At 70.9% G+C, this 23,258-nt stretch carries 16 protein-coding genes and 1 pseudogene; 6 read left to right on the top strand and 11 right to left on the bottom strand.

Annotated features, from left to right (window positions below):
* Nucleotides 1-121 precede the first annotated feature (121 nt).
* Complete coding sequence (locus J3486_RS07230; RefSeq protein ID WP_207819239.1) at nucleotides 122-3,025, bottom strand: glycoside hydrolase family 48 protein; 2,904 nt, start codon at nucleotides 3,023-3,025, stop codon at nucleotides 122-124.
* Nucleotides 3,026-3,317: 292 nt separating this feature from the next.
* Between J3486_RS07230 and J3486_RS07225 the strand changes: the two genes are divergently transcribed.
* The 3 genes from J3486_RS07225 to J3486_RS07215 all read left to right on the top strand — a co-directional run bounded on the left by J3486_RS07225 (nucleotide 3,318) and on the right by J3486_RS07215 (nucleotide 7,565).
* Complete coding sequence (locus tag J3486_RS07225) at nucleotides 3,318-4,760, top strand: cellulose binding domain-containing protein (RefSeq protein ID WP_229377672.1); 1,443 nt, start codon at nucleotides 3,318-3,320, stop codon at nucleotides 4,758-4,760.
* Nucleotides 4,761-4,797: 37 nt separating this feature from the next.
* The gene (locus J3486_RS07220) at nucleotides 4,798-6,525 is read left to right on the top strand and encodes a glycoside hydrolase family 6 protein (protein WP_207819235.1); all 1,728 of its coding nucleotides are present in this window, start codon (nucleotides 4,798-4,800) and stop codon (nucleotides 6,523-6,525) included.
* A 125-nt stretch (nucleotides 6,526-6,650) separates the two neighbouring features.
* Nucleotides 6,651-7,565 carry a trans-aconitate 2-methyltransferase gene (locus J3486_RS07215; RefSeq protein ID WP_207819234.1) on the top strand — a complete coding sequence of 305 codons (915 nt, stop codon included), beginning with the start codon at nucleotides 6,651-6,653 and terminating at the stop codon, nucleotides 7,563-7,565.
* A 147-nt stretch (nucleotides 7,566-7,712) separates the two neighbouring features.
* Here J3486_RS07215 and J3486_RS07210 read toward each other — a convergent pair whose 3' ends face one another.
* From J3486_RS07210 to J3486_RS07185, 6 genes are all read right to left on the bottom strand, one after another.
* Nucleotides 7,713-8,588, bottom strand: a complete 876-nt coding sequence (locus J3486_RS07210) for an aldo/keto reductase (RefSeq protein WP_207819232.1) — start codon at nucleotides 8,586-8,588, stop codon at nucleotides 7,713-7,715.
* A gap of 72 nt (nucleotides 8,589-8,660) precedes the next feature.
* Nucleotides 8,661-9,413 carry an ABC transporter ATP-binding protein gene (locus J3486_RS07205; protein ID WP_207819230.1) on the bottom strand — a complete coding sequence of 251 codons (753 nt, stop codon included), beginning with the start codon at nucleotides 9,411-9,413 and terminating at the stop codon, nucleotides 8,661-8,663.
* Entirely contained in the window at nucleotides 9,410-12,079 is a 2,670-nt protein-coding gene (locus tag J3486_RS07200; protein ID WP_207819229.1) for an ATP-binding cassette domain-containing protein, read from the bottom strand. Before J3486_RS07200 ends, J3486_RS07205 begins: the two co-directional genes overlap by 4 nt.
* A 22-nt stretch (nucleotides 12,080-12,101) precedes the next feature.
* The gene (locus J3486_RS07195; RefSeq protein ID WP_207819228.1) at nucleotides 12,102-13,361 is read right to left on the bottom strand and encodes an ABC transporter substrate-binding protein; all 1,260 of its coding nucleotides are present in this window, start codon (nucleotides 13,359-13,361) and stop codon (nucleotides 12,102-12,104) included.
* 121 nt (nucleotides 13,362-13,482) lie between these two features.
* Nucleotides 13,483-15,309 carry a long-chain fatty acid--CoA ligase gene (locus J3486_RS07190; protein ID WP_207819226.1) on the bottom strand — a complete coding sequence of 609 codons (1,827 nt, stop codon included), beginning with the start codon at nucleotides 15,307-15,309 and terminating at the stop codon, nucleotides 13,483-13,485.
* A 235-nt stretch (nucleotides 15,310-15,544) separates the two neighbouring features.
* Nucleotides 15,545-17,029 (bottom strand): MFS transporter, encoded by a 1,485-nt coding sequence (locus J3486_RS07185; RefSeq protein ID WP_207819224.1) that lies wholly within the window; start codon nucleotides 17,027-17,029, stop codon nucleotides 15,545-15,547.
* A 143-nt stretch (nucleotides 17,030-17,172) separates the two neighbouring features.
* Between J3486_RS07185 and J3486_RS07180 the strand changes: the two genes are divergently transcribed.
* The gene (locus J3486_RS07180) at nucleotides 17,173-18,147 is read left to right on the top strand and encodes an Lrp/AsnC family transcriptional regulator (protein WP_207819223.1); all 975 of its coding nucleotides are present in this window, start codon (nucleotides 17,173-17,175) and stop codon (nucleotides 18,145-18,147) included.
* On the opposite strand, the gene J3486_RS07175 is transcribed toward J3486_RS07180, so the two are convergent.
* Nucleotides 18,148-19,005 carry a LysR substrate-binding domain-containing protein gene (locus tag J3486_RS07175; protein WP_207819221.1) on the bottom strand — a complete coding sequence of 286 codons (858 nt, stop codon included), beginning with the start codon at nucleotides 19,003-19,005 and terminating at the stop codon, nucleotides 18,148-18,150.
* 125 nt (nucleotides 19,006-19,130) lie between these two features.
* Between J3486_RS07175 and J3486_RS07170 the strand changes: the two genes are divergently transcribed.
* Entirely contained in the window at nucleotides 19,131-20,183 is a 1,053-nt protein-coding gene (locus J3486_RS07170; RefSeq protein WP_207819220.1) for a bile acid:sodium symporter family protein, read from the top strand.
* On the opposite strand, the gene J3486_RS07165 is transcribed toward J3486_RS07170, so the two are convergent.
* The 3 genes and pseudogenes from J3486_RS07165 to J3486_RS07155 form a co-directional block, all read right to left on the bottom strand.
* Nucleotides 20,119-21,318 (bottom strand): DUF4185 domain-containing protein, encoded by a 1,200-nt coding sequence (locus J3486_RS07165; protein WP_374194705.1) that lies wholly within the window; start codon nucleotides 21,316-21,318, stop codon nucleotides 20,119-20,121. The two genes, J3486_RS07170 and J3486_RS07165, sit on opposite strands and share 65 nt — an antisense overlap.
* A gap of 64 nt (nucleotides 21,319-21,382) precedes the next feature.
* Nucleotides 21,383-21,720, bottom strand: a pseudogene (locus J3486_RS44625) (laminin G); the annotation flags it as partial.
* Nucleotides 21,721-21,732: 12 nt separating this feature from the next.
* Nucleotides 21,733-22,656 carry a zinc-binding dehydrogenase gene (locus J3486_RS07155; protein WP_207819216.1) on the bottom strand — a complete coding sequence of 308 codons (924 nt, stop codon included), beginning with the start codon at nucleotides 22,654-22,656 and terminating at the stop codon, nucleotides 21,733-21,735.
* A 150-nt stretch (nucleotides 22,657-22,806) separates the two neighbouring features.
* Between J3486_RS07155 and J3486_RS07150 the strand changes: the two genes are divergently transcribed.
* A complete protein-coding gene (locus tag J3486_RS07150; protein WP_207819214.1) occupies nucleotides 22,807-23,244 on the top strand; it encodes a MarR family winged helix-turn-helix transcriptional regulator in 438 nt (145 codons plus the stop codon).
* Nucleotides 23,245-23,258: the final 14 nt, after the last annotated feature.

Below are 23,258 nucleotides of genomic sequence, written 5' to 3'. Positions count from 1 at the left end.
TGATGCAGTTGTAATCCTCCGGCCGTGGATCACGCCCCGGGCCCAGCAGCGGGCCGGGCGGCCCCCGGGGAGGGGGATCGCCCGGCCCTGATGTGCACGGAACTGCCTCAAGGGCGGGGCGTTACTCGAGCAGCTCCGCGTACGAACCCATGGCGAGCGCGATGTCCGCCTGGGCCCAGAACCGGTGGTACGTGAACGTCGGCGCCGCGCCGCCCGCCAAGTAGGCCTCGATCTTCGACCAGTTGGGGTCGTCCTTGTAGAAGGAGCGGAGCGAGGCGAAGGTGGACGAGGAGTCGATCTTGTCGCCGTTCGGCATGGTGCCGGTCCAGCCCGACGGCACGTAGACCGGGTCGTCGAAGCGGCTGTAGTCGGCCCGCGTCTCGGGCACCGCGACACCCAGCGCGTCCTGGTTGTTCTTCCACATGCCGTCGAGCAGCGCCTTCGCCGTCGACCTGGCCTCCGTGTCACCGGACTTGGCGCCGTAGTAGGTCAGGGTCTTGGCGTACGCGGCGGCCACGCCGACGTCGTTCGTGTAGTCGGCGACCGTGACGTGAAGTCCGCTGTTGGCACCGGGACTCGACGCGTTCCAGGTGTCGGGCTTGCCCGACCACTGGAGGGTCGACGGGATCCGGAACGTGCCGTCGGGGTTGACGGTCGTCTTGGACAACGCCCAGTCGACCCACTTGTCCAGGACCGCCTTGGCAGCCGCGCTGCCCGTCTGCTGGTAGTACTCGGCGACGCGCTCCATCGACCATGCCTGGAAGCCGAACCACTGGTTGGACGGCGGGTCGTGGTAAACGGGCGCCTCGTCGTAGTACATGCCGTAGAACGTCGGCGTCCCGGCCGGCGGCTGTGCGTACCGGCCCTGCCAGCTGTTCGTCGCGCCGCCCGCGATGGCGCCCTCGTCCGACTGCAGCCAGCGGTAGAACTCCAGCTGACGGTCGAGCGACTTGGCCCAGTCCGCCTGCCCCGTCGCCGACTTGGGCTTCAGGTCGGCCACGGAGGACAGGGCGTACGCGGCGAGCGGGTTCTGGTAGCCGCCGTGCACATGGCTCGAACCGATCCGCCAGGCCCAGCCCGCCGAGGTGTCGGTGGCGCCGCCCCACGCGTAGTACCAGGACAGCAGGTAGTCGGAGGCGTCCTTGCCGGTGCCCGCGGGGCAGGTCGTCTCGCCGACGCAGTCACCGATCTTCTTGAAGTACTTGTCGTACATCGCGTACCGCAGATAGTCGCCCATCTTCGCGGCCTTGCCGAGAGTCGCCGAGACCTCGGAGCCCTTGCCCTGCTCCTTGGCCCAGACGTCCGCCCAGTACGCGGCCTGCACGGCGCGTGCGTCGGCGTCCGGGGCGTCGGTGAACTTCCACTGCTTCGCGTACGACGAGTCACCCGTGAACAGGTCCAAGTACCCGTTCTTGCCGCCGTACTTGAAGGTGTCGCAGGTCGGCTGCGGGATCGTCTCCCAGACCGACTCCTGCGCACCGCGCTGGAAGGTGTTGATGTAGGAGGGGCCGGTCGCGGTCGGGCCCGCCTCGCACTTACCGGGCTCGTTGCCGTAGCCGTACGTGTTGTCGACGTCCTGGAGCCAGTGCATGCCGTAGACGTCGTCGGTGCCGTACGCGCTCTTCAGCTCCGCCGCGATCGGGTCCGTGCCGACCGGCACCGACGGGTCGAGCTTCGCCGGGTACTGCGACGGCAGATCCTCCTCGGGGGCGTACGTCGCCGGCTTGGAGGCGTTGTAGAAGGAGTTCGTCGGCTGGTCGGCGTGGGTGGGGATCATGTACTTCTCCATGGTGTCCCACGCACCGTTGAACTTGGACCAGTCGCCGCTCACCTTCCCGTACATGGCTTGTAGCCAGAGGAGATACGAGTACGCCTCGGACGTCGTCTCGTGGCCCTGGTCGGGCGCCTCGACGATCAGTGTCTCGACCGAGTGGTACGGGATGCCCTCCGGCGAGAAGTAGCCGTTCGCCGGGTCGGTGATCTTCCCGTAGAGGTCCAGGAAGCGGGTGTCGTACTCCTTGCCGGCCGCGAGCTGGGTGACCGTGACCGTCGCCTTGGTGTGGCCGGGCGCCGTCACGGTGAACGTGGCCGCCCCGGTGCCCGACGAGCCCGCCGCGATCGTCACCTTCTGCGCCGTGTCCCAGTTCGACGGAGTGAAGGTGAGGCTCGCGCCGTCCGAGACCGACAGACCCGTGTTGCCGTCGGTGCGGGCCGTCGTGACCGTCACGTTCGCCGTCGGCTGCGTCGACAGCTTCACGTCGAAGGTACCCGACTTGCCCTGCTGGACGCCGAGTTGGGCGGGGGTGGCGACGACCGCGGGTCCCGCCGCGACCGTGATGCCGACGGGCGTCGACTCGCCGGAAGCGCCCTGGCTGTCGTACGCCTTGGCGTAGAGCGAGTGGGTGCCGGCCGCGAGGCTGTCCGTGTCGAGCGCGTACGGCGCCGTGGTGTCCGTGCCGAGCAGCGTCGTGTCGTCGTAGAACTCGACCTTGTCGATGCCCGCCCCGTCGGCCGCCGCCGCGGTCGCCGCGAGCGGCACCGGGTCCCCGGCCGTGTAGACGGCGCCCGCCTCGGGACTGGTGAGCACGGTGACCGGCGGCTGATGGGCGCCGGCGCACGTCGTGCCATTGATCGCGAAATCCGTGGGCGCCGAATTCGAGCCACTGTAAGTGAATTGCGCGCCGGTCGTGGCGGCGGCTCCCGCCGCGATCTTTCCGTTGTATCCGGCGTCCTTCACCGTGATGTTCCGGCCGGACTGCGACCAGGTGCCGTTCCAGCCATTGGTGAGTTTCTGGTCACCGCTGTACGCGTAGGTGAGGGTCCAGCCGTCGATCGCCGCGGTGCCGCGGTTGGTGATCGTCAGATCGGCCGTGAAGCCGGAGCCCCAGTCATTGGTCCTGTAGTCGACGCTGCACTCAACTCCCGCTGCCTGAGCGGTGGTTGGGAGAGCGGCGAGCGTGGCGAGCGGTAGTGCGAGCGCCGCCGTGGCAGCGGTCCACAGCCGCCGGGCCCGTCTCTTGCGCATGCCTTGATCCCTCTCTGGTGTGGGGGTGTGGGGGCGAACCTGTGAACCAGTGGGAGCGCTCCCAGGGTGGAGGAGAGGTAATTGTTGGTCAAGAGACTTGAAGAGTCGAATTAATTCGACAGTATTCGACAGTGGATTTCTTGAACTCCTCTGTTGCTTGACGGCAGTTCCTTCTCTACAGTCCACCAGCAACCAGTGGGAGCGATTCCATCAGTCGACGCGCCGGCCCCTGCCGTCGCGCCCGAGCTGTGAGGAGTCGCTCATGCGACACCCCCCGCGCTACTTATCGCTCATGGCGTGTGCCGCCCTCGCGACGGCCGCGCTCGTTCCACTGACCTCCGCTGCGTCCGCAGCCGCAGCCGCCCCCGCCTGCTCGGTGGAGTACTCCGTCACCTCGCAGTGGGACAGCGGCTTCCAGGGCGCCGTGAAGGTCACCAACAACGGTGCGGCGAAGGACAGTTGGAGCCTGACCTTCGACTTCGCCGACGGCCAGAAGGTCACCCAGGGCTGGAACGCGAAGTGGTCCCAGTCCGGCACGACGGTCACCGCGGCCAGCGAGTCCTGGAACGGCGCGCTCGCCTCCGGCGGGAGCGTCTTTGCCGGGTTCATCGGCTCGTGGTCGGGCGCCAACACGGTGCCCAAGGCCTTCAAGTTGAACGGAGTGACCTGCAACGAGGACGTCACCGACCCGACCGACCCGACGGATCCCGGTGACGGCACGGCCCCCGCGCTGAAAGTCTCCGGGAACAAGCTCGTCGACGCCGCCACCGGCGCCACCCACCGGATGCTCGGCGTGAACCGCTCCGGCGCAGAGTTCATGTGCGTCCAGGGCTACGGGATCTTCGACGGGCCCGTGGACGACGCGTCCGTCAAGGCCATCGCCGACTGGAAGGCCAACACGGTCCGCATCCCGCTCAACGAGGAGTGCTGGCTCGGCCTCGACAACATCAAACCCGAGTACGGAGGTGTCGCCTACCAGAGCGCCATCAAGGATCTCGTCACCAAGGTCGAGGCGCACGGCATGACGCCGATCCTGGAGATGCACTGGTCCTACGGCCAGTACACCGGGAATTCGGCCGGCTGCTCCGACGTCCACGCGACCTGCCAGAAGCCGATGCCCGACGCCCAGTACGCCCCGTCGTTCTGGTCCTCGGTCGCCACCGCGTACAAGGGCGACCCGGCGGTCGCTTTCGACCTGTTCAACGAGCCGTACCCGGACCGTGCCACCTCCAGCCTGTCGGACGCGTGGGCCTGCTGGAAGGACGGCGGCACCTGCCCCGGGATCGGCTACGAGGTCGCGGGCATGCAGGATCTCGTCGACGCCGTCCGCGCCGCGGGCGCCGGGAACCTGATCCTCGCCGGTGGCCTCGCCTACTCCAACGATCTGCGCCAGTGGCTGGACCACGAGCCGGCCGACCCGGCCGGCAACATCGCCGCGGCCTACCACGTCTACAACTTCAACACCTGCGCGAGTGAGAGCTGTTGGGACGAGCAGCTCGCGCCCGTGGCGGCCCAAGTGCCGCTCGTCGCAGGGGAGATCGGTGAGAACACCTGCTCGCACGGGTTCGTCGACCAGGTCATGAAGTGGTTCGACGACCGGCAGCTGTCCTACCTCGGCTGGACCTGGAACACCTGGGACTGCTCCTCGGGCCCCTCGCTGATCAGCGACTACGCCGGCACACCGACCGCCTTCGGCATCGGTCTGCGCGACCACCTGCGATCCGTCAACGGATGACCCCCTCTTCACGGGACAGAAAGGGACACCTCACACCATGAGCCGTACCGAATCGAGCCGCACCGGACTCAGAGGAGGCACCGCGTTGCTCGCGGCGCTCTCCCTCTCCGGAGCCGCCTGTGTCGGCGCCGTCGTGGCCACCCCCGCCAGCGCCGCGACCGCCTGCACCGTCGACTACAAGGTCCAGAACCAGTGGGACACCGGCTTCACCACCGCCGTCACCGTCACCAACAACGGTTCCGCGGTGAACAGTTGGAACCTCACCTGGTCCTACTCCGGCAACCAGAAGGTGACCTCCGGCTGGAACGCGGACATCTCGCAGTCCGGCGCCGACGTCACCGCCAAGAACGTCTCGTACAACGGCACGCTCGCCACCGGGGGCACCGCCTCCTTCGGCTTCAACGGCACGTACAGCGGCACCAACACGCTGCCGACCACGTTCAAGCTGAACGGCGTCACCTGCAACGAGGACACCACCCCGACCGACCCGGACCCCGGCACCGACCCCACGGGCCGCGTCGACAACCCGTACGCCGGCGCGAAGGTGTACGTGAACCCGGAGTGGAAGGCGCACGCCGCCGCCGAGCCCGGCGGCAGCGCCGTCGCCGACCAGCCCACCGGTGTCTGGATCGACCGGATCGCCGCGATCAACGGCGCCAACGGCGGCATGGGGCTGCGCGACCACCTCGACGCCGCCCTCGCCCAGAAGGGCAGCAACGAGGAAGTCGTCCAGCTGGTCGTCTACGACCTGCCCGGCCGTGACTGTGCCGCCCTCGCCTCCAACGGCGAACTCGGCCCCGACGACATAGACAAGTACAAGAGCGACTTCATCGACCCGATCGCCGCGATCCTCGCCGACCCCAAGTACGCGGGCCTGCGCATCGTGACGACCATCGAGCTGGACTCGCTGCCCAACCTCGTCACCAACGTCTCCCCGCGCGCCACGGCCACCCCCAACTGCGACACCATGAAGGCCAACGGCAACTACCAGAAGGGCGTCGGCTACGCCCTCGACAAGCTCGGCGACATCCCGAACGTCTACAACTACATCGACGCCGGTCACCACGGCTGGCTCGGCTGGGACGACAACTTCGGCCCCTCCGCCGAACTCTTCAAGACCGTCGCCACCAGCAACGGCGCGCAGCTGTCCGACGTCCACGGCTTCATCGTGAACACGGCCAACTACAGCGCCCTCAAGGAGGACAACTTCGGCATCGACGACACCGTCAACGGCGTCTCGGTCCGCCAGTCCAAGTGGGTCGACTGGAACCGCTACACGGATGAGCTGTCCTACGCCCAGGCCATGCGTGACAAGCTGGTCTCGCTCGGCTTCGACCAGAACCTCGGCATGCTGATCGACACCTCCCGCAACGGCTGGGGCGGCGCCGCGAGGCCGACGGGACCGGGTGCGAAGACCGACGTGGACACGTACGTCGACGGCGGCCGCTACGACCGGCGCCTCAACACGGGCAACTGGTGCAACCAGGCAGGAGCGGGTCTCGGTGAGCGTCCGCAGGCCGACCCCGCCGCCGGGATCGACGCGTACGTGTGGATGAAGCCGCCGGGGGAGTCCGACGGGTCCAGCACCGAGATCGCGAACGACGAGGGCAAGGGCTTCGACCGGATGTGCGACCCGACGTACACCGGTAACCCGCGCAACAACAACCACATGTCCGGGGCGCTGCCCGACGCGCCGCTGTCCGGGCACTGGTTCTCGGCCCAGTTCCAGGAGCTGCTGAAGAACGCCTACCCGCCGGTCCAGTGACCGACCGCGGGCCCCGCCCCCACTCCCTTTTTGCACGATCGGCAACTCGACTTGCCTGTGGGGGTGGGGCCCGCGCACGCTGGAGAGGCATCCAGCAGGGCACACGAAGGGCGGCGAAGGCACTCATGGCACACGGCCACCACGACCACACGCAGGGGCACCAGGGCCACGGCCACGGGCACGGTCACAAGCACGGCACCAAGGACATGGACTGGGCCACGATGATCCCGCACCTGGAGCGCGGCGCGGAGGTCTACCGCCCCCTGTACACCGAGGCGCTCCAGTGGCTGCACACCGAGCGCCCCGGCGGCACCGGCGTGATCGTCGACGCGGGCAGCGGCCCGGGCGCGATCTCCCTGCAGCTCGCCGACGCCTTCCCGGACGCCCGGATCGTGGCCGCCGACCCGGAGGAGGCCCTCCTCGCCCGCGCCACGCAGCAGTTCGCGGCCGCGGGCATCGCCGACCGCACCAGCACCCTGCGCGTGGAACTCCCCGACAGCATCGACGAGCTGCCGCACGCCGACCTGATCTGGGCGGCCCGCTCGCTGCACCATGTCGGCGACCAGCGCGCCGCGATCGCCGCGCTCGCCTCCCGGCTCAACCCGGGCGGCACCCTCGCCCTCGTCGAGGGCGGCCTCCCGCTGCGCAGTCTCCCGCGCGACTTCGGCTTCGGCCGGCCCGGCCTGGAGACGCGTGCGGACGCCATCGAGGACACCTGGTTCGACGAGATGCGCCGCTCGCTGCCGGGCGCCAAGCAGGACACGGAGGACTGGACGGCCCTCCTCACGGACGCGGGTCTCACCGGCGCCCGCTCCCGCACCTTCCTTCTCGACCTCCCGGCCCCGCTCCCGGCCGCCGGGCGCGAGATGCTCGTCGACATGTGGGAGCGCCGCCGCTCCGTCTTCGAGGAGTCCCTCGACGCCGAGGACGTCGCGACCCTGGACCGCCTCCTCGACCCGCAGGACCCGCAGGGCCTGCACCGCCGCGAGGACGTGTTCCTGCTGGTGGCGCACACGGTGCACGTGGCCGTGAAGGCGTAGCCGCCCGCACTGCCGGCATCTCATGGACGAGGCCACCGCCGCGGACACGATGGGTGCCCGCGGCGGTGGCCCCGGTCGCGACGAGTGGCAGGCCCAGTTGCCGGACCTGCCCTGCCGCAAGGTCCGCCGAGCCCTCACCCGAGGAGGTCAGGCCACGTCGAACGCGGCCGGGTCCGGGCCGATCCGCCGGTCCTCGTTCAGGGCCGAGATCGCGCCCAGGTCCTCGGGGTCCAGCTCGAAGCCGTACACGTCGATGTTCTCCTGGATCCGCGACGGGGTCACGGACTTGGGGATCACCACGTTGCCCAGCTGGATGTGCCAGCGCAGGACGACCTGCGCGGGGGTGCGGCCGTGCTTCTGGGCGATGGCGACGATCGCCGGGACCTCCAGGAGGCCCTTGCCCTGGCCCAGCGGGGACCAGGCCTCGGTGGCGATGCCCAGCTCCGCGTGCCGCTCACGGGAGGCGCGCTGCTGCAGGTGCGGGTGGAGCTCGATCTGGTTGACCGCCGGGATGATGCTCGTCTCCGCGGTCAGCCGGTCCAGGTGCTCCGGCAGGAAGTTCGAGACACCGATGGCCTTGGCGCGGCCGTCCGCGTAGATCTTCTCGAACGCCTTGTACGTGTCCACGTACGTGTCCCTGGCCGGCAGCGGCCAGTGGATCAGGTACAGGTCGACATAGTCGAGGCCCAGCTTGTCCAGGGACTCGTCGAAGGCGCGCAGCGTGCTGTCGTAGCCCTGGTTCGAGTTCCACAGCTTCGTCGTGACGAAGAGCTCCTCGCGCGGCACGCCCGACGCGTTGATCGCCTTGCCGGTGCCCGCTTCGTTGCCGTAGATCGCCGCGGTGTCGATGCTGCGGTACCCGGCCTGAAGTGCCGTCGTGACCGCGGTGGCGGCCTCGTCGTCCGGCACCTGCCACACACCGAAGCCGAGCTGGGGCATCTCGACGCCGTTGTTCAGGATGATCGGGGGAACCTTGCTCACGAGGTGTCGGTCCTTTGGGTCGTCAGTCGGTCGTACTCCCATGGTCAACGATCACGGGCGTACGCGCATTCCTGTGCGGACATTCTGTTTCCCGCAGCGTGACCAGCATGCCAGTCAGGTATGTGAACTGTGGGTCGGAGTGTGATTCTCCTGTGTCCCGAGGTATGCCTCGCGTACCCTGCGGTCCGCGCGGACCGCCTCCGGACTCCCTTCGGCGAGCACGGCACCCAGGTCGAGGACCACGACCCGGGAGCACAGCTCCATCACGAACGCCACGTTGTGCTCGACGAGCAGCACCGCGCACTCCGTCTCCTCGGCGAGCGTGCGCACCACGGACGCGAGCAGGCCGCGCTCCTCGGCCGTCATGCCCGAGGCCGGTTCGTCCAGGAGCAGAACGCGCGGGCGGTCGGCGGCGGCCCGCGCCAGTTCCACCATGCGGGCCCGGCCGACAGGCAGCGTGCCCGCGTACGACGTGGCGAGGTCCGACAGGCCGCAGGACGTCAGCAGGTCCCGGATGCGCGCGGCGTCGGTCCCGCCGCGCCGCCACTCCTGCGCGACCAGCAGATGGTCCGCGACCGTGAGCTGCCCGAACAACTGCTGGCGCTGGAAGGTGCGGCGCATGCCGTGCCGCGCCCGCCACACGGGGGAGCGGCGCGTGACGTCCGTGCCGTCGAGCAGGACGCGGCCGCTGTCGGGGCGCCGGATGCCCGAGACGACGTCGAAGAAGGTCGTCTTGCCCGCGCCGTTCGGCCCGATCAGACCGCACACCTCGCCGGGGGACAGGCGCAGGTCCACCTCCGTCAACGCCGTGACGCCACCGAACCGTACGCCGATCCGCTCGGCCTCCAGGACGTGCGCCCCGCTCATGAGTGGGCCTCCGTGCCGCTGGTCGACGCGATCCCGAGATACGCGTCCGTGAGCCGCTCCGTCTCGACCTTCTCGCGCGGCCCGCACCACGTGACGCGGCCCTGCGCGAGGTAGGCCACCGTGTCGGCGACGCCGAGGATCTCGGACGCCTTCTCCTCGACGAGCAGCAACCCCGTGCCCGCGTCGCGGAGTTCGGCGAGCAGCCGGTACACCTCGTCGACGACTCGCGGCGCCAGCCCGAGCGACGGCTCGTCCGCGATCAGGACCCGCGGCGGACGGTGCAACAGCGGGGCCAGAGCCAGGAGTTGCTGCTCCCCGCCGGAGAGGGAGCCCGCCGGTACGTCCCTGCGGGCGGCCAGGCCGGGGAAGCGCCCGTACACCGTCAACCGGTCGGGTTTGGAGGGAAGTTGGAGGGCGAGGTTCTCGTCCACCGTCAGTGACGGGAAGATGCCGCGGCCCTCCGGGGCCAGGACGACCCCCGCCCGCGCCCGGCGCACCGCCCCCTGCCGGCCGGCGGCGCCCCCGGCCACGTACACCTGTCCGTGCAGCGGTGCGAGCAGCCCCGCCGCCACCTTGCACGTGGTCGACTTCCCCGCGCCGTTCGGTCCGAGCAGGGCCACGATCTCGCCGGGGCGGACGGTCAGGTCGACGCCCTGGAGGACGGGCGCGCCGTCGTATCCGGCCTGTACGCCGCTGAGTTGGAGCGCCGCGTCCGGGTCGGGCCCCGATCCGCCGGGGGGCGCGGGGGCCGGGGCGGTCGTCTCGCGGCGGCGGTGCCTGCGGACCGAGAACGCCGCGCAGTACCCGTCCGGGTCGTTGGCGAGCGCCAGGCCCGCGAGGCCGAACAGGATCACCGGGAGCTGCACCGAGTCCGTGACGTAGTCGCTGATCAGATGCGGGACGACCGCGAAGGTGAGCCCGGCGACCACCGCGAACTGCGGACGCCGCACCCCGGCCGCGACCACCACCGCGAGCCAGATCAGGCCCGTCATCGCGGTGAAGTCGGTCGCCGTGATCCGGGTGTTGTACGACGCGTACATCACGCCGCCGAACCCGGCGAGCCCCGCCGAGAGCGTGAAGAGCAGGAGTTTCGTGCGGACGACGGAGACCCCCGACGCCATCGCCGCCGCCGGTGCCGAGCGCACCGCGAGCATCGCCCGGCCCGCCCGCGAGCCGCGCAGCGCGCTGAGCCCCGCCACCCCCGCCGCGCACAGCACGAGCATCGCGACGCCCATCGCCCGGTCGTCGCCCAGGTCGACCGGTCCGAATACGGCGCGCGGGATCTCCCAGCCGGTGTCGCCGTTGCGCAACCAGCCCATCTGGAACAGGACTTGGTCCGCGAGGAAGGCGAGCGCGAGCGTGGCCAGGGCCAGCGAGCGGCCGCCGAGCCGCAGCGCGGGCAGCGCCACCAGCGCGCCGAGCACCGCCGCCGCGCACGTCCCGATCAGCGCCGCCCCGAGGAACGGCACCCCGTGACGCATCAGCAGCCCGGCGACCAGCGCCGCGCCCGTCACGAACGTGGCCTGCGCGAGCGAGACCATCGCGCCGAGCCCGGTGACGACCGTGAACGAGATGAACACCAGGGAGATCGCGAGCCCCTGGGCGAGGATCCCGCTCCAGAACGGGGTCGTCACCGTGTAGAAGGCGAGGCCCAAGAGCAGCCCCGCCACCGCCCAGGGGCCCCAGCGGCGCGCCCACGAGCGGCCCGCCAGATAGTCGACCGGCGGCGCGTCCGTCGCCGCCGTGCCCGCCGTGCGCTGCCGCCGCGTGAGCAGCAGCAGCCCGGCGAACAGGATCAGGAACGGCACCGCCGTACGGAAACCGGTGATCCGCTCGGCGAACGAGGCGTACCCCGCGACCAGGTTCTGCAGCACCCCGAGCCCGAGCCCGCCCGCGAACGCCAGCGGGATCGACAGGAAGCGGCCGAGCACCGCGGCCGTCGCCGACACGAACAGGAACAGCGTGAAGTCGTGCGAGGAGAGGCCGAGCAGGGGAGTGGCGAGCACCCCGGCGAGCCCGGCCAGGCCCGACGACAGCATCCACGCGACCGACGAGAGCCGGTCCGCGCTCATCCCGCGCAGCTCGACGAGCGCCCGGTTGTCCACGGCGGCCCGCAGTTTCAGCCCAAGTGCCGTGTGACGCAGCAGAATCCACAGACCGAGCGCGACGACCGCCGTCGTCACCCATGTGATCAGCTGGTCGGAGTCGATGCCGACGCCGTCCATCAGCTGCCAGTTCTTCGCCGGGCTCGGCCCCACGCCGGGCAGCCCGAACTGGTTCTCCGCGGGCAGCACGGACGCCCCCGCGTCGTCGAGCAGCTCCACCACCCACAGGCCGAGCGCGGGCAGCGCGACGAGCAGTCCGATCGTCGCGACGATCTGCGCGGTCTCCCCGACCCGCGCCAGCTTGCGGAACATCAGCCGGTCAAGTCCCCACCCCAGCAAGGGAGACACGATCAGGACGAGCAGCAGGGCCGTCGGCACGGCGGGCCACCCGAGGCCCGAGTGCAGCTCGTAGAAGGCGAGCGCGCACAGATAGGCCGTCGCGCCGTGCGCGAAGTTGAACAGGCCGGACGCGGAGTAGGACAGGACGAGCCCCGTCGCGAGCAACGCGTACAGCGCGCCCGAGACGAGCCCGCTCAGAACGAAGGCAAGCAGGTCAGCCATGAGAACTCCCCTGCGCGGTCGGCTACTTGAAGGGGATCGGGTCGTAGCACTTGAACGGTGCCGACACCCGGTACGAGCCGCCCTTGAGCTGCACGAGCGCTCCGCAGCCGAACGACTCCCGCTGCCCGCGCGGCAGTTCGCGGTCGCCGACCATCGTCCCGGTGTCCGAGAACCCGCTCGCCGCCTTCTGGAACGACGCCACGGTCAGGTCCTTGCCGGCCTTCTTCGCGACGGCCAGGAAGAGGTCCGCGCTCATGTAGCCGGTCATCATGTGCATGTTGAGCGGAACGTCCTTACCGCCCGACGCCTTCTTGATGTCCGCCTTGAACTGGTCCATCTGCGCCGACTTCGACTCGAACGGCTCGAAGGAGAGCAGCACGTGCACCCCGTCGAGCGCCTGCTTCGTCGCGCTCTTGGCGAGCAGCCCCGGGTCGTAGTCGGTCGGATCGGTGAGCACGCCCTTGAACCCGGTGCGCTTGACGGTGGTGAACAGACCGATGTTGTACGGGGTCTGCATGACGGACACGACCACGTCCGGTGCCTTGCCGCCGTCGCTGCGCAGCAGTTCCTTCGTGTACGCGGACCAGTCGCTCGGCACGGACGTCGCGGGCACGGACGCCTTGGCGTACGTCACCTTGTAGCCGGCCGACGCGAACGACTGCTTGTAGGTGCGGATGGCGAAGGTGCCTGCGTCGTTGTCGTTGGCGAGGATCGCGACCGACCTGCCCTTCGAGCCGCCCGTGACGTGCTTGAGCCCCTCCGGCCAGGTCTGCGAGATGGTGCCGCCCGGCATCGGCACCATGCAGCCGCCGAAGCCGTAGATGTAGGTCGGCCCGCAGAACGACGGCAGCGTGCCCCAGCCGAACGTCGGTACCTTCTGTTTCTGCAGGAAGTCCGCGCCGGAGAACGTCACCGAGCTCATCGGCGCGATCGCGAACACCTTGTCCTGCTGGACGAGTTTGCGGGCCGCGGCGAGGTTCTTCGCCGGCTCCTGGCCGTCGTCCTCCGCGCCCAGGTACTCGATCTTCCGGCCGTTGATCCCGCCCTCGGCGTTGGCCCGGTCGAAGCGGGCCCTGGCGCCCAGGTCGGTGTCCTTCTTGCTGTACCCGCTCGCGGTCGTCATCGAGACGATGCCGCCGACCTTGATGGTGTCGTCGGTCACTCCGCGTACCGAACCGCCCTTCGCGCCGGGCGAGTCGGTGCTGGTGGCGGTGGAGTTGCAGGCGGTGGCGAGCAGAAGTGCCGCCACGGTGGCGGTGATGGCGCGGATCGGTCGCGACACGGTCGGGCCCCCTCCGTCGAAGTGAGGGTGATTCTGTGTGCGACCTGATGAACCGTCAATAAGTGACGCATCGGTAATTGATGAACCGTCAGAAACCGTCGGACGTGCACGAGCGGCCGGATCACGCCCGGTACAGCGCCTCCACCTCGGACGCGTACGCCGTCTCGATCGCCTTCCGCTTCAGCTTCAGGGACGGGGTGAGCAGCCCGTGCTCCTCGCTGAACTGGTGCGCCAGGATCCGGAACGTACGGATCGACTCGGCCTGCGAGACCAGGGTGTTGGCCGCGACGACCGCGCGCCGCACCTCCATCTCCAGATCGGGGTCGCGCACCAGCTCGGCCGGGTGCATCATCTGCTTGTTGCGCATGCCGAGCCAGTGCTCGACGGCCTCCGAGTCGAGCGTGACGAGCGCGGCGATGTAGGGCCGGTCGTTGCCGACGACGATGCACTGCGCGACCAGCGGATGGTCGCGCACCCGCTCCTCCAACTGCTGCGGCGAGACGCTCTTGCCGCCGGAGGTCACGAGGATCTCCTTCTTGCGGCCGGTGATGGTCAGATAGCCGTCCTCGTCGAGGGCGCCCAGGTCACCGGTGGCGAGCCAGCCGTCGTGCAGGGTGGCGTCGGTCGCCTTGGGGTCGTTGAGATACCCCTGGAAGACGTTGCCGCCGTAGAGCCAGACCTCACCGTCCTCCGCGATGTGCACGGTGGTGCCCGGAATGGCCTTGCCGACCGTGCCGTACCGGGTCTGCTCGGGCGGGTTCGCGGTGGCCGCGGCCGTCGACTCGGTCAGCCCGTAGCCCTCGTAGATCGTGACGCCCGCGCCCGCGAAGAACAGGCCGAGCCGGCGGTCCATGCCCGAGCCGCCCGACATCGCGTGCCGCACCCTGCCGCCCATCGCCTCGCGCACCTTGGAGTAGACGAGCTTGTCGAAGAGCGAGTGCTGCATGCGCAGCGACGCCGACGGCCCGGGGCCGGTGCCGAACGCCTTGGCCTCCTGGGCGTCCGCGTACTTCACGGCGCACTCCACGGCCTTGTCGAACGCGCCCGCCCTGCCGTCCTTCTCGGCCTTGCGGCGGGCCGCGTTGAACACCTTCTCGAAGATGTACGGGACCGCGAGGATGAACGTCGGACGGAACGCCTGGAGGTCGGGAAGGAGCGCGGCCGCGTTCAGCTGCGGCTGGTGCCCCATCTTGACGCCGCCGCGCACCGCCGCGACCTGCACCATCCGCCCGAAGACATGGGCGAGGGGCAGGAAGAGCAGGGTGGAGGCCGTCCGGTCCCGCTTGGAGGAGAACACCGGCTCCCAGCGCTGGATCATCGTGTCGCCCTCGAACATGAAGTTCGCGTGCGAGATGACACAGCCCTTGGGGCGGCCGGTCGTGCCGGACGTGTAGATGATCGTGGCGGTCGAGTCCGGGGTCACCGCCTTGCGGTGCCGGTGCACCGTCTCGTCGTCGATGTGGGTGCCGGACGCGGTCACCTCGTCGACGGCGCCGCCGTCCAGCTGCCACAGCCGGTGCAGCTGCGGCAGCCGGTCGATGACCGTCGCGATGGTCATCGCGTGGTCCTCGTGCTCCACGACCGCCGCCGAGACCTGGGCGTCGTACAGCATCCAGAAGACCTGCTCGGCCGAGGACGTCGAGTAGATCGGGACGACCTGGGCGCCGATGGACCACAGGGCGAAGTCGAAGAGGGTCCACTCGTAGCGCGTGCGGGACATGATGGCGACCCGGTCGCCGAACCGGATGCCCTGGGCGAGCAGCCCCTTGGCCAGGCCCAGTACCTCGTCGCGGAACTGGGCCGAGGTGACGTCGCGCCACCGGCCCTCCGCGTCCTTGCGGCCGAAGGCGATGTGGTCGGGATCGTCAAGGGCATGGTCGAACACGGCGTCGGCCAGGCCGCCCACCGGCGGTGCCGATGCCAGAGCGGGGGTGGTGAACTCACGCAATGTTGCTCCTTGTGGCGCTCCGCACAGCGACCGCGACGGTACCCGACCGCGCGCTCCGGCGGGAGGGGTGCCAACTCGCCGGTAGCGCGCGGAATATGCACAGGTCAGCCGTTTAAATGCGGCCACAAGGGACTGGGCGGGACAGAATACTTACGGCCCAGTAAGTTTCGGTTCCGTAATCTCCCGGCGCTCTTCACCGTTCCTCATCGGTCTCCACCGAATCTGTACGGACAGCTCAGCGCGAGACCGCGGCCGGACTTTTGGGCGGAGTGGTCGGTTCCGCAACCGGTGCCTTCGGGGACCGTACCAAAAGGAGCACCAGCAGTCCTGAGCCGATCGCCACACAACCTGCCAGCACGGATGCCGAGTTGAGCCCCTGTGCGAACGCCGTGTGCAGCGCCCGCTCCGGTATCCGCCCGCGCAGCGCGTCCGCCCCGCCGCCCGCGAGGGCGTGCGCCGCGCCGCTCGGCAGGGTGTCCTGCATCCGGGAGATGACGACGGTGCCGAAGACGGCGATGCCGAGTGCGTACCCGAGCTGCCGGAACGTGTTCAGCGCGCCACCGGCCATCCCGGCCCGCTCCGGCTCCACGGTGGCCAGCGCCGCGCCCGCGATGCCGGGGGAGACCAGGCCCACGCCCACCCCGGCGAGCAGCAGCCCCGGCACCAGCGCGCTCCAGGTCGACCCCGCGTCGAGCACCGCCTGGCAGTAGGCCCCGACCCCGATGAGCACGAGCCCGCCGCCCACGGTGATCCGCGCGGGCACCCCGTGCAGCAGCTTGCCGCCCAGGATCGCCACCACCATCGACGCCCCCGAGAGGGACAGGAAGACCAGGCCGCCGCGGACCGGGCTCATCCCGAGCAGCGTCTGGAGCCACAGCGACAGATACGGCAGCACCCCGAACGCGGCCGCGTTGAACGCGAACGCTCCCGCCATCACGCCCACGAACGCGGGCCGGCGCAGCAGCCGCAGATCCAGCATCGGATGCGCGGAGCGCCGCTCCACCCCCACGAAGGCGAGCAGCGCGACGGCGGCGACGAGGAAGGAGACGAGCGCGCCCCGCTCGCCCCAACCCTGCTCGCCCGCCCGGATCACGCCGTACGTCGCCGAGCCCGCGAACACCGCGAACGTCGCCGTCCCCGCCCAGTCGACCCGCCGCGACCTCGGCCCGCGCGACTCGGGCACGTACCGCAGCGTCAGCCACACGGCCGCGACGCTCACCGGCAGATTGACCCAGAAGATCCACCGCCAGCCGGGCCCCTCGGTGAGCAGCCCGCCGAGGACCGGGCCGATCGCCGCGGCGCCGCCGCTCACCGCCCCGAAGACCCCGAGCGCCGTCGACCGCTGCCGCCCCTGGTAGACGGCGCCGATGATCGGCAGGGTCGTCGCGAACATCGCCGCGGCGCCCAGGCCCTGGACGACACGGGACGCGACGAGCAGCTGCGGCCCGCTCGCGAGCCCGCACGCCAGCGAGGCGGCCGCGAACAGGACCACGCCCACCACGTGCACGCGCCGGCGGCCCAGGATGTCGGCGGCGGCTCCGACTCCGAGCAGCAGCCCGGCCAGGGCCAGCGCGTATCCGTCCATCACCCACTGCAGATCACTGAGCGAGGCGTGCAGCGCCCCCGCCATGTCCGGCAGCGCGACGACGGCGATCGACACGTCCAGCAGCAGCATGAATGTGCCCAGGCAGACCGCCGTCAGGGTCCCCCATGTACGCATGGTGATTCCGACCTTTCATCGTTCTCGGATCATCGATCCCGTATCGAGTGCGTTGGTGCTCCGTACGATGGGTCGCGGACGGCCGATCGCCGTGACCACACGTCCTGAAGCGACGGAATCCGACATCGAGACGAGGCCCTGGGATGGAATCCCTCCTGTTCGACGAGCTGGACCTCAGGATCCTCCAGGCCCTGGAGGCCGACGGACGGGCGCCCTTCAGCCGGATCGCCGAGGTCATCGGCGTCTCCGACCAGACCGTGGCCCGCCGCTACCGCAGGCTCGTCGCCGACGGCGGCCTGCGCGTCGTCGGCCTCAAGGACAGCCAGGTCCTCGGCCTCGACAACTGGATGCTGCGGCTGCGCTGCGCGCCGGAGGGCGCCGAGACCATCGCCGCCGCCCTCGCCCGCCGCCCCGACACCTCCTGGATCGGGCTCACCTCGGGCGGCACCGAGATCGTCTGCGGCACCGTGCCGCGCAGCCCCGGCGACCACGACGACCTGCTGCTCGGCAAGCTGCCGCGCACCCCGCACATCGTGGAGATCCGCGCCCAGCTCACACTGCACCGCTTCTTCGGCGGCCCCGAGGGCTGGCTGCGCAAGTACGGACCGCTCACCGCGGACCAGGTCGCCGCCCTGCGCCCGCCGCCGCCCGATCTCTCCACGCCCGTGACGCTCACCCCGGAGGACGACGCGCTCCTCGCCGTCCTGAAGCGCGACGGCCGTGCCACCTACCCCGAGCTGCAGCGCGCCACGGGCCGCTCCGAGTCCGCGGTCAAACGCCGGCTGGCCCAGCTGCTCGGCTCCGGGGCGCTCTACATCGACGTCGAGTACGACCTCCTCGGCCTCGGCTACGGCGTCGCCGCGATGCTGTGGATCACCGCGGCGCCCCGCCACCTCGACGAGGTGGGCCGGGCCCTGGCCGGGCACCAGGAGATCGCGCACGCGGCGGCCACGGCGGGCCCGTCCAACCTGGTGGCCACGGCACTGGCCCGCGACACCGCGGACCTGTACCGGTACGTGAGCGGAAAACTCGGCCACCTCAAAGGCGTCGAGCACGTGGAGACAGCGCCGTTCATGCGCCGGGTCAAGCAGCTGACGTACCGGCCGCCGCTGCGGTAGCTACCGGGCGGGCCGGTGCAGCCGCTCGCCGCCCGACAGGATCGCCTGCGCCAGCGCTTGCGCAGGCCCCCGCCGGGTGTCGCCGCGCACCACGAAGTCCACCTCGCCCAGCTCCGGAAGGCCCACCCGCTCCGGCACCCGCGCCAGGCCCGGCGGGATCAGGCCCCGGGAGTGCGCCATCACGCCGAGCCCGGCGCGGGCCGCCGCGATCAGCCCGTTCAGCGAACCGCTCGTACAGGCGATGCGCCAGGCCCGCCCGTGCCGCTCCAGGGCCTCCAGGGCGAGGGCGCGCGAGATCCCCGGCGGCGGATACACGATCAACGGCACCGGACGCTCCGGATCGATCCGCAGCCGCTCCGAACCGATCCACACGAGGCGGTCGTGCCACACCGACTCGCCGCCCGGAACCTCGGGCCGCCGCTTGGCGAGCACCAGGTCGAGCTTGCCCGCGTCCAGCAGCTCGTGCAGCGTCCCGGACAGCTCGACGGTCAACTCCAGATCCACTTCGGGGTGTTCGTCCCTGAATGCCTCCAGGATCTCCGGGAGCCGGGTCAGCACGAAGTCCTCCGACGCCCCGAACCGCAGCCGCCCGCGCAGCCGCGTCCCCGTGAAGAACGCGGTGGCCTGCTCGTGCACCTCGAGCATCCGCCGCGCGAAGCCGAGCATCGCCTCCCCGTCCTGGGTCAGCTCCACGGAGTGCGTGTCCCGGGTGAACAGCGTCCGCCCGGTCACGTCCTCCAGGCGGCGCACGTGCTGGCTGACCGTCGACTGCCGCAGGCCGAGCCGGCGCGCGGCCTGCGTGAAGCTCAGCGTCTGCGCCACCGCCAGAAACGTTCTCAACTGCCCGGGGTCGTACATACCGCCGACCCTACCCTCGCTCATCACGTGACGTGATGACAGTCAGAGCGGTATGCAGGATTCCCGATCAAGAAGGAGAGGAGGACGATGGAGAGGGCACGACCTGAACCGAGAGCAAGGAACCCATGAAACGCCTGAGCTGGCCGAGCTGGATGCCGATCGACCCGTACATCCTGGCGTTGATCGCAACCGTGGGCCTCGCCGCGCTCCTCCCGGCGCGCGGCACCGCAGCAGACGTCGCCTCCGGCGCCTCGACCACCGCCGTCGCCTTCCTCTTCTTCCTCTACGGGGCCCGCCTGTCGACCCGTGAGGCGATGGACGGGCTGCGCCACTGGCGCCTCCACGTCACCGTCCTGGCCTGTACGTTCGTCCTCTTCCCGCTGCTCGGCATGGCGGCCCGCGGTCTCGTCCCGGTCCTGCTGCCGCAGAACCTGTACGAGGGCCTGCTCTTCCTCACCCTCGTCCCGTCGACGATCCAGTCCTCGATCGCGTTCACCTCGATCGCGCGCGGCAACGTCCCGGCGGCGATCTGCGCGGGCTCCTTCTCCTCGCTCGCGGGCATCGTGATCACCCCCCTCCTCGCGGCGGCCCTGCTCGGCAACAGCGGCGGCGGTTTCAACGCCGACTCGCTCGTGAAGATCGTGCTCCAGCTGCTCGTGCCGTTCGTCGCGGGCCAGTTGCTGCGCCGCTGGATCGGCGGCTTCATCGCCCGCCACAAGAAGATCCTCGGCTACGTCGATCGCGGCTCGATCCTGCTCGTCGTCTACACGGCGTTCAGCGAGGGCATGGTCCAGGGCATCTGGCACCAGGTCAGCGCGGTCCGCCTCGCAGGCCTGCTGGTCGTCGAGGCCGTGGTGCTCGCCGTGATGCTGGCGGTGACCTGGTACGGCGCGAAGGCGCTCGGCTTCGACCGCGGCGACCGCGTCGCGATCCAGTTCGCGGGGTCGAAGAAGTCCCTGGCCTCGGGACTGCCCATGGCGAGCGTCCTGTTCGGCGCGCACGCCTCGCTCGCGGTGCTGCCCCTGATGCTCTTCCACCAGATGCAGCTGATGGTCTGCGCGGTGATCGCCAAGCGCCGCGCCAAGGACCCCGAGGAGCCGCAGACTCCGCGGATCACCCCGGCGGTCCAAGACGTACGGTCACGAACCGCGGCCGGTACAGCGACACGTTCCGGCTGAGCTGGGCCTGCGCGGCGGCGGGCGAGGCGTCCAGCCAGTTCACGTCGTAACTCAGGACGAGCCGCCCGTCGCCGCCGAGTTCGGGATGCGCCTGCGGGTTGTACGCGGCGATCCCGGGCCCGGCGACCGGGTCCCGGGGCAGCGGCGGGGTGAGCGCCGGCGCCGGACCGTGCCAGGGGCCGGCCGGTGAACACGCCCAGTACGACGTCACGTTCCGCAGCCCGGACGTGCCCGCGGCCGTCGTGAACAGCACATACGTCCCCGACTGCCGTACGACGCCGAACGCGCTGCCGACGCCCCGCCGCTGCCCGTCGCCGAGCACCGGAGCGGGCGCCGCGCCCGAGCGCCACCGCTTCCCGTCCCAGTACTCCCACGCGGCGGCGTCCGCGAGCCGCCCGTCGGGCACCCGCGCGACGTAGGCGCGGTGCACCGGCCGCTGCCCGTCGTCACCGCCGAAGACGTACGTCCGTCCGTCGGCGCCGGTGACCGCGGTCGTCCCGAACAGGACGCGCCGCGCCGGGTCGGACACCTGCCGCTGGTCGAGGATCTGCGTGATCCCTTCGAGCCGCAGACCGGGCAGCGACAGGGTGGCCACCTCGGTCGCGGTCGGCACCCCGTAGATCCAGGAGCCGCTGCCCTGCGTCCGGGTCCACAGCAGGACCCGGACGACCTTCTCGGCGGAGCCGGGGGAGCGGGGCTCCACCCGCGCGGCCACCGGCCAGCGCCACTCGCCGACGCCCGTCTCCGGGAACAGCGGCGCGGCGACGGTCCGCTCCAGGCGGCCCGAACGCCCCATCACCACGGCCGAGTTGCGGACGAAGGGCGCGCTCGCGTCGCGCCAGGAGTGGTTCTGCCCGGCCGGGTTCGGCGCGGGGTGCACCGGCCCCAGATACGTGTCCGAGAACAGCCACAGGACCCGCCCGTCGGGCAGCCGCACCGAGTGCGACCCGTCGCCGCCGGTCCAGTCGTCGGTGCGGGAGGCGTCGTCCCCGTAGCGGACGAACTCGGCGTTGAGCCGGGAGTCGACGGCCCAGGACGAGACCGTGCGCGCCGCGCAGGCCGCGCCGCCCTCCCGGTGCGGGAGCAGCAGCAGGCCCGCGACGACGGCGGCGCAGAGGAACCCGACCAGTACCAGGACCGGTCCCTTCCCGCGCCGCCCTCGCCCGCCTCGCTCACGCCGATGCACAGTGCGCGACGCTAGCCGTGTCCCGCGCGCCGTGCACCCGGTCGTCCGTCGTCGGATCGGGCGCGCGCCGCGGCTGCAGCCGGTCGAGCGTGAACCGGGCGAACCGGATCTGTCCCGCAGCCGGGCGGTGTCGACCTTCTCGCTCCGGTCGCGCGCGTCCACCGCGCCGCCCTCGTGCAGCAGGCCCACGTGCGCGTCGTCGGCCCGCATCAGGTCCGAATAGCCCGACCAGTCCGCGGTCACCACGGTGCCCCGGTCGAAGCTCTCCCAGGTCCGCCCGCCGTCGTAGGAGGACCGGATCGTCATCGTGCGCCGCCGGTCCGGGTCGCCGGGGCAGGCGAGCAGCAGCCGTCTGTGCGTGCGTCAGGGGATGAGGACGACCTTCCCGAGGTTGCTCCGACCCTCGATCGCGGCGTGTGCGTCGGCGGCGTCGGACAGCGCGAACTCCGCGCTCACGCACGGCTTCAGATGCCCCGTCAGAAACAGGTCCCAGAGTTCCCCGCGCCACTTCTCGTACGTCTCGGGCCTCCCGCGCGCGATGAGCGCCATCTGGAAGCCGATCACCGACTTGGCGCCCACCAGCAGGTCGTACGCCTCCACCGTGCCGCCGCCCGAGCTGTACGCCACGAGCCGGCCGTGCGGGGCGAGCGCGCCCACCGCGGGCTTGAGCAGTTCCCCGCCGACCGCGTCGAGGGCGTAGTCGACCGGCTCGCCCCAGGAGTCGGCGCCGTACGTGACGACGTCGTCCGCCCCGAGGCCGCGCACGAAGTCGGCCTTGCGGTCGTCGGAGACGGCGGCCACGATCCGCTGCGCGCCCCTCAACCGGGCCAGTTGCAGGGCGAGATGGCCGACCCCGCTCGCCGCCGCCGTGATCAGCGCGGACTCGCCGGGCTCCGGGCGCGCCGCCTCCAGGGCCCCGTACGCGACGAGCCCGCTGCGCACCAGCGCGACCGCGTCCACCGCGCTCGCGCCGTCCGGGACGGGGGAAGCCATCGCGACGTCGAGCAGTGCGAAGTCGGCGTAGCCGTGGCCGAAGACCAGGCCCGTGACGCGGTCGCCCACCGCGTACGCCGTCACGCCCTCGCCGAGCGCGGCCACCTCGCCCGCGATCTCGCCGCCGAGTGCGATGGGCTCACGGGGTTCGCGCACCTTCCGTACGACGGGCAGCGTGACGCCGATCGCCGCGACGCGCACGAGCAGCTGACCCGGTCCGGGCGCGGGGGCCGGCGCCTCCTCCAGGAACAGGACCTCGGGGCCGCCGCTGTGTTCGTACCGGACACGACGCATACGCGTCACCGCCTCAGGGATCGGTGGGTGGGAACGGTGGGGGAACGGTGAGTGGGGACCGTGGGGCCGGGCCCCGGATATCGTTGGGAGCCCCAACGGTAAGGGCAAATTCATTGGGAAGTCCAATGTTTTTCCGGTTAGGGTGCTCCCATGCCCGAGGAAACCGCCCCCAGCACCATCCGCGACCTGCCCAGCTGGCTCCTGGGCCGGGCCGCGGCGCGCGGCCGCGGCCTGGTCGCCGACGCCCTCGCCGAGCGCGGCCTGAAGATGTGGCACCACGTGGTGCTGAGCGCGGTCGCCGATCTGCAGCCCGTCGCCCAGGCGGACCTCGTGCGCAGCGTGCAGCTCGACCCGAAGGACATGGTCGGGGTGCTCAACGACCTCCAGGCCGCGGGCCTCGTCGAGCGCACCCCCGACCCCAAGGACCGCCGTAAGAACGCGGTCACGATCACGGACGGGGGCGTCCGCCTCGTCCGGGACTGCGCGCGGGCGGCCCGCGTCGCGAACGACGAACTCCTGGCGCCGCTCGGCGCGGCCGAGCGCACGGCCTTCCTGGCGATGCTGCGCCGCGTGGTCGAGGCTCCTTGACTGGGCGGATCAGC

It is taken from the genome of Streptomyces sp. VRA16 Mangrove soil (genome assembly GCF_017377775.1).
Taxonomy (GTDB): Bacteria; Actinomycetota; Actinomycetes; order Streptomycetales; family Streptomycetaceae; genus Streptomyces.
This window is presented reverse-complemented; position numbering and strand designations above follow the sequence as displayed.